General features: G+C 70.2%; 16 protein-coding genes and 1 tRNA gene. 4 read left to right on the top strand and 13 right to left on the bottom strand.

Going from position 1 to position 15,386, the window contains the following annotated elements; genetic code table 11:
- Positions 1-38 precede the first annotated feature (38 nt).
- On the top strand, positions 39-410 hold the full coding sequence (locus tag ACR5MH_RS04360; protein WP_431346448.1) for an RNA polymerase-binding protein RbpA: 372 nt from the start codon (positions 39-41) through the stop codon (positions 408-410).
- Between the two features lie 24 nt (positions 411-434).
- Here the strand turns inward: ACR5MH_RS04360 and lnt are convergent, their stop codons facing one another.
- The 11 genes from lnt to ACR5MH_RS04415 form a co-directional block, all read right to left on the bottom strand.
- Complete coding sequence (lnt, locus tag ACR5MH_RS04365; RefSeq protein WP_431346447.1) at positions 435-2,039, bottom strand: apolipoprotein N-acyltransferase; 1,605 nt, start codon at positions 2,037-2,039, stop codon at positions 435-437.
- Positions 2,040-2,097: 58 nt separating this feature from the next.
- Positions 2,098-4,533, bottom strand: a complete 2,436-nt coding sequence (locus ACR5MH_RS04370; RefSeq protein WP_433862330.1) for a DEAD/DEAH box helicase — start codon at positions 4,531-4,533, stop codon at positions 2,098-2,100.
- 9 nt (positions 4,534-4,542) lie between these two features.
- Positions 4,543-5,334 (bottom strand): twin-arginine translocase subunit TatC, encoded by a 792-nt coding sequence (tatC, locus tag ACR5MH_RS04375; protein WP_433862331.1) that lies wholly within the window; start codon positions 5,332-5,334, stop codon positions 4,543-4,545.
- Between the two features lie 4 nt (positions 5,335-5,338).
- A complete protein-coding gene (tatA, locus tag ACR5MH_RS04380) occupies positions 5,339-5,614 on the bottom strand; it encodes a Sec-independent protein translocase subunit TatA (RefSeq protein ID WP_431346446.1) in 276 nt (91 codons plus the stop codon).
- 2 nt (positions 5,615-5,616) lie between these two features.
- The gene (locus ACR5MH_RS04385; RefSeq protein ID WP_431346445.1) at positions 5,617-5,967 is read right to left on the bottom strand and encodes a hypothetical protein; all 351 of its coding nucleotides are present in this window, start codon (positions 5,965-5,967) and stop codon (positions 5,617-5,619) included.
- 9 nt (positions 5,968-5,976) lie between these two features.
- A complete protein-coding gene (locus tag ACR5MH_RS04390; RefSeq protein WP_433862332.1) occupies positions 5,977-6,951 on the bottom strand; it encodes a helix-turn-helix transcriptional regulator in 975 nt (324 codons plus the stop codon).
- Positions 6,944-7,591 (bottom strand): WYL domain-containing protein, encoded by a 648-nt coding sequence (locus ACR5MH_RS04395; RefSeq protein WP_433862333.1) that lies wholly within the window; start codon positions 7,589-7,591, stop codon positions 6,944-6,946. The genes ACR5MH_RS04390 and ACR5MH_RS04395 overlap by 8 nt, the downstream gene beginning before the upstream one ends.
- Positions 7,591-7,992 (bottom strand): hypothetical protein, encoded by a 402-nt coding sequence (locus ACR5MH_RS04400; protein ID WP_433862334.1) that lies wholly within the window; start codon positions 7,990-7,992, stop codon positions 7,591-7,593. Before ACR5MH_RS04400 ends, ACR5MH_RS04395 begins: the two co-directional genes overlap by 1 nt.
- Before the next feature lie 20 nt (positions 7,993-8,012).
- On the bottom strand, positions 8,013-8,933 hold the full coding sequence (locus tag ACR5MH_RS04405; RefSeq protein ID WP_431346444.1) for an FKBP-type peptidyl-prolyl cis-trans isomerase: 921 nt from the start codon (positions 8,931-8,933) through the stop codon (positions 8,013-8,015).
- Between the two features lie 65 nt (positions 8,934-8,998).
- The gene (locus tag ACR5MH_RS04410) at positions 8,999-10,057 is read right to left on the bottom strand and encodes a tRNA (adenine-N1)-methyltransferase (protein ID WP_433862335.1); all 1,059 of its coding nucleotides are present in this window, start codon (positions 10,055-10,057) and stop codon (positions 8,999-9,001) included.
- On the bottom strand, positions 10,054-10,761 hold the full coding sequence (locus ACR5MH_RS04415) for an HAD family hydrolase (protein WP_431346443.1): 708 nt from the start codon (positions 10,759-10,761) through the stop codon (positions 10,054-10,056). Before ACR5MH_RS04415 ends, ACR5MH_RS04410 begins: the two co-directional genes overlap by 4 nt.
- An 89-nt stretch (positions 10,762-10,850) precedes the next feature.
- Here ACR5MH_RS04415 and ACR5MH_RS04420 point away from each other — a divergent pair, with 89 nt between their 5' ends.
- Complete coding sequence (locus ACR5MH_RS04420; RefSeq protein ID WP_431346442.1) at positions 10,851-11,783, top strand: proteasome assembly chaperone family protein; 933 nt, start codon at positions 10,851-10,853, stop codon at positions 11,781-11,783.
- 54 nt (positions 11,784-11,837) lie between these two features.
- Here the strand turns inward: ACR5MH_RS04420 and ACR5MH_RS04425 are convergent, their stop codons facing one another.
- Together ACR5MH_RS04425 and ACR5MH_RS04430 are read right to left on the bottom strand one after the other, a co-directional pair.
- Complete coding sequence (locus ACR5MH_RS04425; RefSeq protein WP_431346441.1) at positions 11,838-12,701, bottom strand: undecaprenyl-diphosphate phosphatase; 864 nt, start codon at positions 12,699-12,701, stop codon at positions 11,838-11,840.
- A 10-nt stretch (positions 12,702-12,711) separates the two neighbouring features.
- Positions 12,712-14,061, bottom strand: coding sequence for a M20/M25/M40 family metallo-hydrolase (locus tag ACR5MH_RS04430; RefSeq protein ID WP_431346440.1), 1,350 nt, complete (start codon positions 14,059-14,061; stop codon positions 12,712-12,714).
- A 123-nt stretch (positions 14,062-14,184) separates the two neighbouring features.
- On the opposite strand from ACR5MH_RS04430, the gene ACR5MH_RS04435 reads away from it, so the two are divergent.
- Together ACR5MH_RS04435 and ACR5MH_RS04440 are read left to right on the top strand one after the other, a co-directional pair.
- Positions 14,185-14,270 (top strand) — tRNA-Leu (locus ACR5MH_RS04435).
- Positions 14,271-14,405: 135 nt separating this feature from the next.
- Positions 14,406-15,374, top strand: a complete 969-nt coding sequence (locus tag ACR5MH_RS04440) for a cation diffusion facilitator family transporter (RefSeq protein ID WP_431346439.1) — start codon at positions 14,406-14,408, stop codon at positions 15,372-15,374.
- Positions 15,375-15,386 lie beyond the last annotated feature (12 nt).

Raw genomic sequence — 15,386 nt, forward strand, 5'->3', positions numbered from 1 at the left:
TATAACTGTGAGGATTCGCGCGAAGAGGAGACCACACGATGGCAGATCGCAGTTTGCGCGGAATGAGGCTTGGCGCCCAGAGCTTACAAAGCGAAGAAGGCGTCGTCTACTCTCCGCGTTCCCGTTACACCTACCTGTGCCCCGACTGCGGCAAGGAGACCGAAATGGTCTTCTCCGCCGAGGCCGAGCCTCCCAGTGCCTGGGAGTGCAAGCACTGCGGCCACGAGGCCCGCTTGCTGGTCGACGACAAGCCCGTCGAGATCGACCACTCGGACGTCAAGACGCCGCGCAGCCACTGGGACATGCTCCTGGAGCGTCGCAGCCGCGCCGAGCTCGAAGAGCTCCTCGAGGAGCGACTCCAGTACCTGCGCGCACGCCGCGGGACGACCGAGCACAAGCACACCGCCTGACGGTCGCACCCCCTTCAGCCGCTCTCACCGTTCCGGTGGGAGCGGCTTTCTCGTGGCCGGCAGCGGCTGCTTCCGGGAGAACGACGCCACCAGGAGGCCGAAGAGACCGAGACCGGCGACGAGGAACTCGATGCCGCGGCTCATCAGCGTCGACGGCGTGGTCGTCGTTCCGAGCGGCACGTCCGCGACCATGTGCCCGGGCGCGAACGGGGCGATCTCGGTGATCGTCCTCCCGTCCGGCGCGATGATCTGGCTGCTGCCGACCGTGGAGATGTTCACCAGGGCGCGGCCGGACTCGATCGCGCGCAACCGGGCGATCGCGAGCTGCTGCTGGTTCTCGTCGGTCTGGCCGAAGTCGGCGTTGTTGGTCTGGGCCAGGATGACCTGCGCGCCGTCGTTCATCATGTCGGTGAGGAGCTGGTCGTCCACGATGTCGAAGCAGATCGAGATGCCCGCCCGGACGCCGCGGACGTCGAACACGTTGTCGCGCGTCCCCGGCGTGTAGTCCCGGCCGATGAGGTCGATGAGCTGGGGGGCGAACGGACGCCAGAACGACCGATCCGGGACGTACTCGCCGAACGGCACAGGGTGCTTCTTGTCGTAATAGTCGACCGCGCCCTTCCCGGCCTCCCACTGCAGCGATGTGTTGAAGTACTGACCGTCGCGGTAGGTGATGGTCCCGACGATCATCGGCGCGCCGAACCGCCGGGCCTGCTCGTCGAGGGCCGCGGCGCTCGCGGGATCGCGCGTCGGGTCGGGCTGTGCCGCTCCCTCCGGCCAGACCACCATGTCGACGGCGTTCTTGCCGGTCACCTCGGCGTCGGGGATGGCGTTGGACGCGTCCACCTGCGAGTTGAGGACGGAGTACTCGGTCGCCCGTTTGTCGAAGTACCCGGCGGGTCCGTTCCCCTGCACCGCGGCGATCCGGGTGGTGCCGTGCGTCGTCGCCGGCCACGACGGAACGGCCAGCACCAGCGCGATCGCGCCGAGGGCGACGGCGCCGCGCACGAGCGCGCGCACGTCCGCTGCGAAGAACAGCTCGATGAGGAGCGCGACCAGCCAGACCATGACGAAGCCGAGCCCGGAGATGCCGAGCCACGCGACGAGCGGCGCGTACGGGCTCAGCGACTGCGACTCGGCGACGCGTCCCCAGGAGAACCCGCCGTACGGCCAGTTGCCGGTCACGTACTCCCGCAGCACCCAGAGCCCGGCGACGATCACCGGGACCAGCCCCAGACGGGCCCCGATGCCCGGCCAGGCTCGCGGCACCCACCGGTAGGCGAGGGTGATCAGGACACCGCCCGCGCCCCAGAACAGCGCTTCGAGCGTAGAGAGGGCGATCCACGGCACCGGCCCCAAGTAGAGCGAGGTCCACGACACGTGCAGCAGATAGAACGCCTCACCCGCCAGCCAGCCGACAGCGAACGCGGAGCCCGCGGTCCGGCCGCGCTGCGCGACCAGCACCATCCCGATGCCGACGAACGTCAGCGGCCAGACGTCATGGCCCGGGAAGCCGGCGGCGAGGATCGGGCCGGAGCTGAGGGCGAGGAGCAGAGCACCCCAGAGCGGCAACGGAGCGAGCGGCAGTGCTGCACGGCGCTGTCTGCGGGCGCGCGGCGATCGGGTCACGAAGGGAGAGCCTAAGGCATCGCGCTCTGCGTCCCGCACAGCCACGGGACCGGAACCCTCAGGCAACGGCGGAGTAGGCGACGATGCCGCGGCGGATCGACTCCAGCGCCTGCCGTGCCGTGCGTCCGACGTTGCCCTGCGCGACCAAGGAGAGCTGGTCGAGCAGGTCGATCGTCTGCTTCGCCCAGCGGACGAAGTCGCCGGCGGCCATGTCGGCCTCGCGCAGCACGACGTCCAGCGCGGCGCCGCGCGCCCACTGGTGCATCGCCAGCGCCAGCGCCGTGGAGACGGGCTCGCTGCCCGGGAGGCGGTTGTCGCGCTCGAGGTCGTCCAGCCGGGCCCAGAGGTCGGTCGTGCGCTCCAGCGCCGGGCGGAACGCGCCGCGCGGGAGGTTCCGGTCGTGCGCCAGGCCGTCGTCGCGGCGCGGCTCGAAGACGAGCGCGCACGCCATCGCGGCGAGGCCCGCGGCGTCGAGTTCCTTCCAGTACCCGCGCCGCAGGCACTCGGCGACGAGGAGATCGCGCTCGCCGTAGATGCGCTTGAGGGTGCGGCCGTGGACGGTCAGCGCCGTCTCGCCGTCCTCCTCGGTCAGGTAGCCGAGCTCCAGCAGCACGTCCGACACCCGGTCGAAGACCTTGGCGACCGCTCCGGTGCGTGACTGGATCTGCGCGCTCAGCCGATCGGTGTCGCGCTTGAGCTTCCACCAGCGCTCCGACCAGCGGGCGTGCTGCTCGCGGTCCGGGCAGCGGTGGCACGGGTGCTCCCGCATCCGCTTCCGCAGCGCGGCGAGCTGCCGCTGGCGCCGCTCGCGCTCGGCTTTGGAGGCGTTCTCGATGCGCTGACCCTTCTTCTCCAGGTCGCTGAGCTCACGGCGGATTCGCGAGTACTCGCGGAAGTCGCCGAGGTGGCACTCCATCGCCTTCTCGTAGCCGGCGAGGGACTCCTCCTGCTGCCGCACTTTGCGGGCGAGGTCGACCACCGCGCGGTCGGCCTGGAACTGCGCGAACGACGACTCGAGGATCTCGCGGGTGCGCACCCGGCCGAACTGGTCGATGAGGTTGACGGCCATGTTGTAGGTGGGCCGGAAGCTGGAGTTGAGGGGATAGCTGCGCCGGGAGGCCAGCGACGCGACCGACTGCGGGTCGAGGCCGTCCTCCCACTGGATCACGGAGTGGCCCTCGACGTCGATGCCGCGGCGGCCGGCGCGACCGGTGAGCTGGGTGTACTCCCCCGGCGTGATCGGCACGCGCGCCTCGCCGTTGAACTTCTCCAGCTTCTCCAGCACCACGGTGCGGGCCGGCATGTTGATACCGAGTGCCAGCGTCTCGGTCGCGAAGACGACCTTGACCAGCTTGCGGCGGAAGAGCTCCTCCACGACCTCCTTGAAGGCCGGCAGCATCCCGGCGTGGTGGGCCGCGACGCCGCGCTCCAGGCCCTCCAGCCACTCCCAGTAGCCGAGCACCGCGAGGTCTTCGTCCAGCAGGGTGCGGCAGCGCTCCTCGACGATGGCGCGGATCTCGTCGCGCTCGCGCTGCTCCGTGAGGCGCACGCCCTCGCGCAGCGTCTGCCGGACGGCGGCGTCGCAGCCGTTGCGGCTGAAGATGAAGAAGATCGCGGGCAGGAGGTTGTGCTCGTTCAGCATCCGGACGAAGTCCGCGCGGTTCATCCGGAACGTGTCGGGGCGCCCGCCGCGGGAATGATAGCGCCCGACATCGCGCGCCTGCCGCCCGGAGAGCACCCGGCCGCCGTAGCGCGCCATCTGCACGAGTTCCGGGTTCACCCGGTTGGTCGCCGCCAGCCCTGACGAGTCGAACAGGTCGATCAGCTTGGTGCGCATCAGGATGTGCTGCTCCAGGGGTACCGGGCGCTCCTCGGACACCACCACGTCCGTGTCGCCGCGCACGGCCTGCAGCCAGTCGCCGAACTCCTCGGCGTTGGAGACGGTGGCACTGAGCGACACCATGCGCACCGCCTGCGGAAGATGGATGATGACCTCCTCCCACACGGCCCCGCGGAAGCGGTCGGCCAGGTAATGCACCTCGTCCATCACGACGTACGCCAGGTCGCCGAGGAGGTCGGAATCCGCATACAGCATGTTGCGGAGAACCTCGGTCGTCATCACCACGATGCGGGCGTGCGAATTGATGTTGGTGTCGCCGGTGAGGAGGCCCACCGCCTCGGGCCCGTAGGCTTCGACGAACTCCTGGAACTTCTGGTTGCTGAGGGCCTTCATCGGCGTGGTATAGAACACCTTCGAATTCGCCTCGCGCATCGCGAGGAACACCGCGAACTCGGCGACGATCGTCTTGCCCGCGCCGGTCGGCGCGGCGACCAGCACGCTGCGCCCGTTCTCCAGGCTGGCGCACGCCTCGCGCTGGAAGGGGTCGAGGTCGAAGCGCAGCCCTTCCCGGAAGGACTCCAGCAGGGGCTGCTGCGCCCGCTGCCGCGAGGCGGCGAAGCGTTCGGCCGGGGAGAGCTGCTGCTGGTCGGTCACGCGCCCAGCCTATGCCGCGAGCTCGGCCTCCAGCCGCATCGCCGCCTTGGCCGCGCGGCGGTCGTGGATCCACGCGACCCCGTAGGCGCCGAAGTAGAGCACCACCATCGGCACGGCGAGCAGGAACATCGAGAGCACGTCGGCCGCGGGCGTCGCGATCGCGGTGAAGAGCGCGATCGCGATGATCGCCCAACGCCACGAGCCGATGATCGACTTGGCGCTCAGCACCCCGACGAAGTTGAGCAGCACCAGGAACACCGGCAGGACGAAGGCGACGCCGACCGCGAGGACCAGCTTGGTGACGAAGTCGATGTAGGTCTTCGCGTCGATGATGGCCGCGTCCTGTTCGGGCGCGAAGCTGGTCAGGAGGCTGACCATGTGCGGGACGAGCATCCAGCCGGCCACACCGCCGGCGATGAACAGCGGCACCGCGGTGAAGAAGAAGCCGAAAGCGTACTTGAGCTCTTTGCGCGTCAAGGCCGGCACGAAGAACGCCCAGATCTGCCAGAGCCAGACCGGGCTCGAGACGATGATGCCGATGGTGATCGCCATCTGCATCTTCAGGTCGAAGGCGCCGGTGATGCTCCCGTAGTTGAGCAACGCCTCCCGGCCCTGCTGCTTGGCGATCTCGGTGATCGGTGCGCGCAATGCGTCCATCACGGGACCGGCGAGGATCCAGCCCACGATCGCGCCGACCAGGAGGCCGAGGGCGGCACGGAAGAGACGTTTGCGAAGCTCGACGAAATGCTCGGCCAGCGACATCCGGCCTTCGCGGTTCTTGCCTCGCTTGGTGGAGGCCACGCAGCTACTGCTTCGGCTTGGACTCGGTCGAGTCGGCGGTCGGCACGGCGGTGGTCGGCGCGGCGGTAGTGGGCGCAGAGGTGGTGGGAGCGGTGGTCGACGCATCGGTGGTCGCGCTGTCGTCCTTGCCGTCCTTCTTCATCTCGTCGACCTCGCCCTTGAAGATCCGCATGGACTGGCCGATGCTCTTCGCGAGCGCGGGGAGCTTGGGAGCACCGAACAGAAGGAGGATGACCGCGAGAATGATGAGCAGGTGCCATCCGGTGAGGCCGCCGAGCATGATTACGTCCTTCTGTTCAAGTACGAGTAACGGAACGGATCCGCATTGACGAGTATTTTACCGCGGTTGACTCGCCGATCTCTGCGAGCTTGCCGTGCGACCTGCCGGTCGGCGACGGCCTGCTCGCGTTCGGCGCGGAGTACGTCCGCGTCGGCGAAGACCGCGCTGTGAAACTCAGCGTACCGCATGCCAGCCGAGCGTTGCCTGAGGATATCCGCCTTTTCGATCAGCGCCCCGGCCTCGCGCCCGGCGGCCATCGCCTTGCGGAACAGCCACCAGGCGAAGAACGCGAGCATGCCGAGCAGTCCGAGCACGAGAGCGACCCAGATGACGACCCACGACCACCACGGCATGCAGGGAGCCTAACGGTAGCGGTCGGCGCCCGCACGCGCCCAGTCCGCGACGAGCCGGCGAGCCTCCGGCGGGTCGAGCACGGTGAGCACCCCGGCGAGGCCGGCGACCAGGCGCTTGAGGCCGTGGAAGTGGGCCACGCGCACGCTCGTGCGGATCACCCCGTCGCGCTCCTGGCGCGACGCGCCCTCCGGAATGTAGTCCTCGATGAGCGGGATCGCGGACGCGGACACCTCGACGGTGACGAGCTGGTCCTCCGGCGTGCCCTCGAAGAGCGTCTCAGGCAGCTTGAGGTCGCCCGGCCGGTAGGTGATCGGTTCGGCCGTGGCCACCAGACCGTCGATGCGGTCGAGCCGGAAGGTGCGGATCGCGGTGCGCAGGTGGTCCCAACCGCGCAGGTACCAGTCCTGGTCGACGGACTCGACACGCAACGGGTCGACCCGGCGGCGCTCCCGCTCCCCGCGGGAGTTCAGGTAGTCGAACTCGAGCTGCGTTCCGGCGATGACGGCGTCGCGGATGGTGGCGAGCGCCTCGTCGGACTCGGACCGGGCCACCGCTACCTGGCTGGGCGCGGCCGACGCGCCGCGGGCGAGCTTGGCCATCAGCGAGCCGATCACGTCGCGATCGGCGTTCTCCGGCAGCGCCGTGAGGTACTGCAGGCCGGCGATGAGCGCCGCGGCCTCCCGGGCCGAGAACCGCGGCGAGTCGTCGATCGCCACCTGGTGGGTGAGGACGATGCGGTCGTTCTCCTCGAAGTCGTCCCACGAGATGTCGAACAGGTCGCCGGGCTGGTACGCGTTCGTCTCGCCGGGGATGCCGGAGACGGCGATGAGCCGCACGGCGTCGCGCATGCTCTCCTCGTCGACGCCGAAGTGCTCGGCGGCCTCGGCGACGGTGACCCGGTCGCGGTCCATCAGGTACGGGACCAGCGCGAGCAGGAACGCAAGCTTGTCCTGCGCCTGCATCGGGCGCCTGCGCTCAGCCACGGCCCTGCTCCTCCCCCGCGCCCGCGGCGCCCTCGTGGGCCTCGGCGACCGCCACCAGCCGCTCGACCACCTTGTCGCGCAGCTCGTCCGGAGCGAGCACCAGCACCTCCGGGCCGAAGGCGGCGAGCTGGTCGGCGAGGATGTTGATGTCCGAGAAGTTCACCGTGAGCCGGAAGGCCGCGCCCTCGTGCTCGGCCGGAACGGCGTCGCCGTAGCGCTTGCGCAGCCGGGTCGCGGCGTCGGTGCCGGCGGTCACCTCGATCTCGGCGACGTTCGCCGCCCAGATCCGCTCCAGGTCCTCCAGCGCCCGCTCGGCGAAGTCGCCGCCCTCCGGCGTGAACGTGCGGTTGGTGACCTTGACCGGCCCGACCATGCGCGAGAGCAGGAAGGTGCGCGAGCCGCCGGCCTCCTGGTCGATGCCCTGCAGGTGCCAGCGGCCCTGGTGCTGCACCAGCGCGAGCGGCGCGACGGTGCGGACCCGCGACGCGCTCTCGCCTGGCTTGAGGTAGGGGAACTGGACGATCGCGTTCCGCTCCAGCGCCTGGCTCAGCGGTTCGAAGGCGCTCTCACGGGCGCGCAGGCGCGGAGCGTAGCCGACGACCGGCTCGTCGGCCTCCACGCCGAGCGAGCGCAGCTTCATCAGCGCGCGGCGCGACTCCCCGACAGCGAGCCCTCGCGCCACACCGTGGCGGCGAGGCCGAGCAGGGTGATCTCCTCCGGGGAGAACACCACGTCCGCCGGGAGGTCGTACGCCCCCTTCGGGATGCGGTAGCGCAGCAGCTGGTTGTTGCCGGCGGCCTCCGGCGACTCGACGGTCTCCAGGGGGACGCCGAGTTCGCGGATGTCGTCCTTGTCGCGCTCGAACTGGCGCTCCAGGCTGCTGTTGTCGCCGTGAGCCTCGAAGCGCTGGCGGTAGCCCTGGACGGTCGAGAGGATCTCGTTCTTCGTCAGGCCGTTCTCCGTCGCGAGCAGCGCCAGCACGAGGCTGAAGAGACGCTCCTCGACCGGGACGCGCGCGGGCGAAGACGAGGATCGGGGCACCCGACCATCCTAGTCGGGACTCAGCGGATCCCGAGGATGTCGACCACCCAGGCGGAGGCGGGGACGTTGCCGTTGGCGGGGGCCTCGATGACGAGCTGCGAGCCGACCTTCTGGCCGATCAGCGGCTTCAGGACCTCCTGGGGCAGCGCCTGGTTGAGCGCGCTCTGGCCGGTGCTCATCGACACGATGTCGGGCGACTTGCTCTGCCAGCTGCTCATCACCACGTTCTTCTGGTCCCAACCGACCGCGGTGTAGTGGAGGACGACCTGCGAGGTGGCCTTGACCTCCTCGCCGTCGCCCTCCTTGAGGGTCTCGGAGCGGACGGTCTTGGGAGCGCCGCCGGAGGACGGGATCGTGATGCCGGGCTGGCCGGTCGGCGCGAGCACGACGGTCGGGAAGCCGGAGACCGAGGGGCGGACGGCACCGTTGGCCGCCGGAAGGTAGGCGTGGACGATGTCGGCGACGAGGATGCTCGTGTTGCCCGAGCCGGCGCCGCCGGAGTCCTTCGGCGAGATCGCGACGGCGACCCGGGAGCCGACCGGCGCGCAGAGCAGGCCTTTGCTGATCGCGGCGTTGGAGTTGCCGATCGTGATCGGGGTGGTGTCCCCGCCGTAGCTGCCCTTCTCCCCCACCTGGCCGGTCTGGCCGTCGACCAGCGTGTACTGGATCTCCACCATCTGGCCGTTGACGACCGGGGCGCCGGTGCCCGTGCTGATGATCGTGCGCTCGGAGGTCGTGGTGTCCACCGGCGTCGGGAAGGAGATTTTGGGCTCCTTGCCGATCGGGCCCGTGGCCGTCACCAGATCCGACGCCTGCCCGCTCTTCAGGGCGGAGCCGCAGTCGGCGTTCGGGTTGGACGAACATCCGGTCAGCGCCGCGGCGGCGATGCCGACGACGAGGAGGGCGACGGACGATCTTCCGAGTGCGGTAGCTCTGCGCACGGGTCCTCTTTCGATGCGAGCGGGGGTTGTCGTGTCAGGCGGCGCGCCACACGACCTCAACCATGCTAGTCGACGTGCGGGTCGCGCTCGTCACCGGGCGAGCCGGCGCCGGCCGAGCCGTCCGCGCCACCCTCACGCGCGAGGAGCGCGCTCGCCTCGGCCTCCCGCATCCGCTTGCGCAGGCTCTTCGGGCTGGACTGCCGCTCGCCGAGGGCGCCGGGCGTCCAGGCCTCCACGTCGGCGTCGTCGTAGTCGCTCTTCGAGGGGCGGCGCTTGAGCTCCGGAAGGACGGTGTCCGGGGCCAAGCGGCGCGCGGTGATCAGGAAGCCGGTGTGCGCGATCATCCGGTGGTCGGGGCGCACCGCGAGGCCCTCCACGTGCCAGCCGCGGACCATCGTCTCGCTGGACTGCGGGTGCGTGTAGTGGCCGGTCGCGCGGATCGCCTCAGCGACCCGGGAGAGCTGCGTGACGGTCGCGACGTAGCAGAGCACAACGCCGCCGGGCTTGAGCGCGGCGGTGACGGCGTCCAACGTCTCCCAGGGCGCGAGCATGTCGAGCACGACCCGGTCGACGCTCGCGGGCTCGACGGCGGCGGTCAGCTCCTCCTGGAGGTCGCCGACGGTGACGCTCCAGTTCTCCGGGTCGCTGCCGAGGAAGGTCGCGGCGTTGGCGCGGGCCACGTCGGCGAACTCGTCGCGGCGCTCGAACGACAGCAGCCGGCCCTCCGGCCCGATCGCGCGCAGCAGCCAGAGCGACAGGGCGCCGGAGCCGACACCGGCCTCCACGACCGTCGCGCCGGGGAAGATGTCGGCCAGCGCGAGGATCTGCGCGGCGTCCTTCGGATAGATGATCGCGGCGCCTCGGGGCATCGACATGACGAAGTCGTTGAGCAGCGGGCGGAGCGCCAGGTGCTCGACGCCGGCGTTGTTGACGACCACGGAGCCGTCCGGCAAGCCGATGATGGAGTCGTGCGCGAGCACGCCGCGGTGGCTGTGGAAGAGCTTGCCCGGCTCCAGGGTGATGGTGTTCATCCGGCCCTTGGGTCCGGTCAGCTGGACGCGGTCCCCCACCCGGAACGGGCCGGAGTTCCGGCGGCCCTCGCTCATCGTGTGCTCGGCAGTCATCGGGCGTCCTCCTGATCGGTGGCGGCGGAGCGCCGCCCGGCGGCCACGGCCGCGATGTCGTCGGCCGTGCGGCCCTCCAGCGTCTGCCACAGCGTGTGCTCGTCCGACTCGGGCAGCGGCACGATGTGCGGCACGCCGATCGTCGCCGCGCCGGAGGCCACGGCGGAGGACAGCCCGACCAGGGAGTCCTCGATCGCGACCGCGTCGCCGGGCGCGACGCCCAGCAGCTCGGCGGCGCGCAGATACGGCGCCGGGTGGGGCTTGGGGTCGCTGACCTCGTCGCCGCTGACGATGATGTCGAACGCGTCGAACGGGATGGCCGAGACGATCTGCTCCGCCATGCTGCGGACCGACATGGTGACCAGCGCCGTGCGCACGCCCTGGTCGCGCAGCGAGCGGAGCAGCTCCCGCGCGCCCGGACGCCAGGGGACGCCCTGCTCGGTGAGCCGCTGCCGCACGCGCTCGGTCAGCCAGTGCACGATCTCGTCCGCCTCCATCGCCACGCCCCGCGAGCGCAGGATCTCGGCCGAGTTCCACAGCCCGAGGCCGACCAGCAGCAACCCGTCGTCGTGCGTCCAGATGCCGCCGAACGAGCCGACGAGCTCCTGCTCGGAGGCCATCCAGTACGGTTCGGTGTCGACGAGGGTGCCGTCCATGTCCCAGAAGACGGCGGCCGGCAGAGGGTGTGCGGTCAGATCGGTCACGACCGGCAAGTCTATCGCGGCGGGGTCGGGGCCTATCCTGGTGGGAACGGCGGCCGAGCGGACCGTCGACGAGAGGATGAGTAGGCCACGTGACTGACGCGAAGAACATCCTCGGCGGGCGCATCCTGGTGGTGGCCTTCGAAGGATGGAACGACGCAGGCGAAGCAGCCAGCGGCGCCGTGAAGACGCTCAAGGAGCAGCTCGACGTCGTCCCGATCGCCGAGGTGGACCCCGAACTCTACTTCGACTTCCAATTCAATCGTCCGGTCGTCACCGACGACGACGGCCGTCGCCGCCTCGTCTGGCCGTCCGCGGTCGTGATGGGTCCGGCGCGCCCCGGGCGGGTGGGCGACGCGCTCGCCGGCGACGCCGAGCTGGACGTGACCGGCGACAACTCCGGCAACATCTTCCTGCTGCTCGGCACCGAGCCGTCGCGGAGTTGGCGCAGTTTCACCGCCGAGATCATGGATGCCGCCCTCGCCGAGGACATCGGCGTCATCGTCTTCCTCGGCGCGATGCTCGCCGATGTCCCGCACACCCGCCCGATCTCGGTCTTCGCCACCAGCGAGTCGGCCGCGGTCCGCGCCGAGCTGGGGATCGAGCGCTCGACCTACGAGGGACCGGTCGGCATCCTCAGCGCGCTCGCCGAGGGCGCGGAGGACGTCGGCATCCCCACCATCTCGATCTGGGCGTCCGTGCCGCACTACGTGCACAACGCGCCCAGCCCGAAGGCCGTGCTCGCCCTGATCGACAAGCTGGAGGAGTTGGTCGATGTGACCATCCCGCGCGGGACGCTGGTCGAGGAGGCCGCCGCTTGGGAGGCCGGGATCGACGCGCTCGCCTCCGACGACGAGGAGATGGCCGCCTACATCCAGCAGCTCGAGCAGGCGCGCGACACCGTCGACTCCCCGGAGGCGAGCGGCGAGGCGATCGCGCAGGAGTTCGAGCGCTACCTCCGCCGCCGCGGCGACGGCCGGGACGGGCGCGACGGCAGAGCGGGCGACGACCCGCGCCGGGGCTGAATCCCGCGCGATTTCACCCGGGAGCGGCACGCACCCGCGCGTGTCGCGGGCCGGTCAGGCTTCCAGGACGCCCGTCCCGAGCAGGACCATCAGCAGTCCGCCGAGCCCGATGCGGTAGATGACGAACGGCAGGAAGCTGCGCCGCGAGATGTAGCCCATGAAGAAGGCGATCACGACCAGCCCGACCACGAACGCGACGATCGTCGCGGCCGCCGTCTCGACGGGACCGAAGACCTCCGGCGTGCACGTGCCCGCCGCCTGGAGCGCCGCCGTGCAGGGCTCCTTGAACGCCTTGTAGAGCTGGTACAGACCGCTCCCGAAGACCGCGGGGATCGCGAGCAGGAACGAGTAGCGGGCGGCGGCGCGGCGCTGGTAGCCCATGAACAGCCCGGCCGTGATCGTGCCTCCCGAACGTGAGACTCCCGGGATGAGGGCGAGCGCCTGGGCGAAGCCGAAGATGATCCCGTGACCCCACGTGAGCTCGCGCAGGCGGCGGGTCTTCGCGCCCACCCGGTCGGCGATCCCGAGCAGGACGCCGAAGACGATGAGCGTCGTCGCCACGATCCAGAGCGACCGGAAGGTGGTCTCGATCGCGTCCTGGAAGAGCAGGCCGAGCACGACGATCGGGACGCTGCCGAGGATGACCAGCCATCCCATCCGGGCGTCGGGGTCGTTGCGTGGGATGCGGCCGAGCAGCGCCTGGAACCAGTGGGTGACGATGCGGGCGATGTCGCGCCAGAAGTACAGCAGCACGGCGGCCTCGGTGCCGAGCTGGATGATCGCGGTGAAGCGGGCGCCGGGGTCGGCGCCGGTTCCCAGCAGCGTCCCGACGATGCGGATGTGGGCGCTGGAGGAGATCGGCAGGAACTCGGTGAGTCCCTGGACGACACCCAGGATGAGGGCGTTGAGGAATTCCACGAAGGCTCTTTCAGTAGCTGCGCAGGAGGTCGCGCAGGACGGACCTGCCGAACACTAGTGCCTCCAGCGGCACCCGCTCGTCGACGCCGTGGAACATCCCCGGGAAGTCGAGGTCGCTCGGCAGGCGCAGCGGCGCGAAGCCGTAGCCGGTGATCCCGAGAAGGCTCAGCGCTTTGTTGTCCGTGCCTCCGGAGAGCAGGTAGGGCAGCACCGGGGCGCCCGGATCGTGCCGCTCGAGGGTGCCGGTGATCGCGTCGACCAGCTCGCCGCCGAACTCCGCCTCCAGGCCGATGTCGCGGTGCATGACCTGGATCTCCACGTCGTCGCCGATCAGCTCGCGCACCTCCGCGAGCACGCGGTCCTCGTCGCCGGGCAGCGTGCGGATGTCGATGAGCGCCTCCGCTGTGTCCGGGATCACGTTGTGCTTGTAGCCGGCCTCCAGCAGCGTCGGGTTGCTGGTCGCCCGCAGCGTCGCCAGGATGAAGCCCGCCGCGGTGCCGGTGCGCAGCACGACCTCGTCGGGGCCGACCTGCTCGGGATCGACGTCGAGCAGCCGGCCGAGCTCCGCGATCAGCCGGGTCGTCGTGTCGGTGAGCTGGATCGGCCACTCGCGCCTGCCGATCGCGACGACCGCCTCGGCGAGCTTGGTGATCGCGTTGTCCTTGATGAGCCGGGAGCCGTGCGCGGCCCGGCCGCGGGCGATGAGCTTGATCCAGACCAGCGACTTCTCCCCCGTCTGCAGCAGGTACGCGCGCCGGCCGCCGAGGTAGATGGAGTAGCCGCCGACCTCGCTGATGGCCTCCGTGGCGCCGGCGAAGAGCTGCGGCTGCGTGTCCACCAGGAAGTGCGAGCCGCGCCGGCCGCCGTCCTCCTCGTCGGCGAAGAAGGCGAGTACCAGGTCGCGCTCGGGCTGCTCCCCCGCGCCGAGGATGTCGCCGACCGCGGTCAGGATCATCGCGTCCATGTTCTTCATGTCGACCGCGCCGCGGCCCCAGAGCAGGCCGTCCTTCACCACGCCGCCGAACGGGTCCACCGACCAGTTGCGCGGGTCGGCGGGGACGACGTCCAGGTGGCCGTGCACCACGAGGGCGGGCTTGGCGCTGTTGCGTCCCTCCACCCGGGCGACGACGCTCGTGCGCCCGGGATCGGACTCGAAGAGCTGCGGCGCGAGCCCCAGCGCGCTCAGCCGCGCCTCCACGTACTCGGCCGCTTCCGTCTCACCGTTGGACCGGCCCTCGCCGAAGTTGGTGGTGTCGAAGCGGATGAGGTCGCGCGCGATGATCGCAGTCTCGTCCAGCTCGATCTCGTCAGGCCCGATCTCGTCAGGCCCGATCGCGGCGGTGTCGGTGGAGTCGCTCATCCCTCCACGCTACCGGCGCCCCGTCCCGCCACGCCCGAGGTGCGCGACGATGTCAGAGCGACAGTGGGTTTCGTGCTAATGTCTTTCTTCGGCAGCCGGAAGCTTCGGCGGCCGGAAAACACCCGTCCGGGTGGCGGAAATGGCAGACGCGCTAGCTTGAGGTGCTAGTGCCCGTATAGGGCGTGGGGGTTCAAGTCCCCCTCGGACACCGGCGAAGGCCCCGATCGAGAGATCGGGGCCTTCTGTGTTTGCACGTCACGATTCTTCAGGTCCTGCCTTCCCCTGCCGTGGTGAGTCGCCTGCCGTGGTGCTTCGCCGGCCGTGGTGGTCGTACTGTGGCGGGCATGGCGAATCCGAAGCGCTCGAAACAGAGTCTGTTCACGGTCCTGTTCGCGCTCGGCGCGAACATCCTCGTCGCGCTCGCGAAGACGATCGCGGCGGTGCTCACGGGCTCCGCGTCGATGGTCGCGGAGGCGGCGCACTCCTGGGCGGACTCCGGGAACGAAATCTTCCTGCTGCAGGCCGAGCGGCGCGCGCGCCGACCGCAGGACGACCTCCACCCCAGCGGCTACGGCCGCGAGGCGTACGTCTGGTCGCTGTTCGCGGCCGTGGGCCTGTTCACCGCCGGCGCCGTCGTCTCGATCCTGCACGGCCTCTCCCAGCTCGGGACCGGCGAGCCGGACACGAACTACCTGATCAACTACCTCGTGCTCGCCGTCGCCTTCGTGTTCGAGGGCTTCTCGTTCGTGCAGTCGTTCGGCCAGGCCAGGTCGATGGCGGCCGAACGCGACACCGGGACGCTGGAGCACATCCTCAGCACCTCCAATCCGACGCTGCGCGCGGTCGTCGCGGAGGACGCCGCCGCGCTGATCGGACTGGTCATCGCGTTCCTCGGGGTGCTCCTCCACGAGCTCACAGGCAACAGCGTCTACGACGCGGTCGGCTCCATCCTCGTCGGCATCCTGCTCGCGGTCGTAGCGGTGGTGCTGATCGACCGCAACAGGCGCTTCCTGCTCGGCGAGCCTGCCCCGGACCGGGTCAACCAGGCGGCCCTCGTTTCACTCCTGCAGCATCCCCAGGTCGAGCGCGTCACCTACCTGCACCTGGAGTACGTGGGGCCGGAGCGGGTGTTCCTCGTCGCGGCGGTCGACCTGATCGGCAATGCCCCGGAGTCCGATGTCGCGGACGACCTCTATGCCGTGGAGCAGGAGATCGAACGCAACGAGCACATTGCCGAGGCGGTGCTCACGCTGTCGCGGCGCGGGGCACGGTCTCTGCTGCCGCACGATCCGGACGCGCTGCAGGAGCGATAGCGGCCACATCCC

This window comes from Streptomyces sp. L7 (genome assembly GCF_050990935.1).
Lineage (GTDB): Bacteria > Actinomycetota > Actinomycetes > Actinomycetales > Microbacteriaceae > Leifsonia.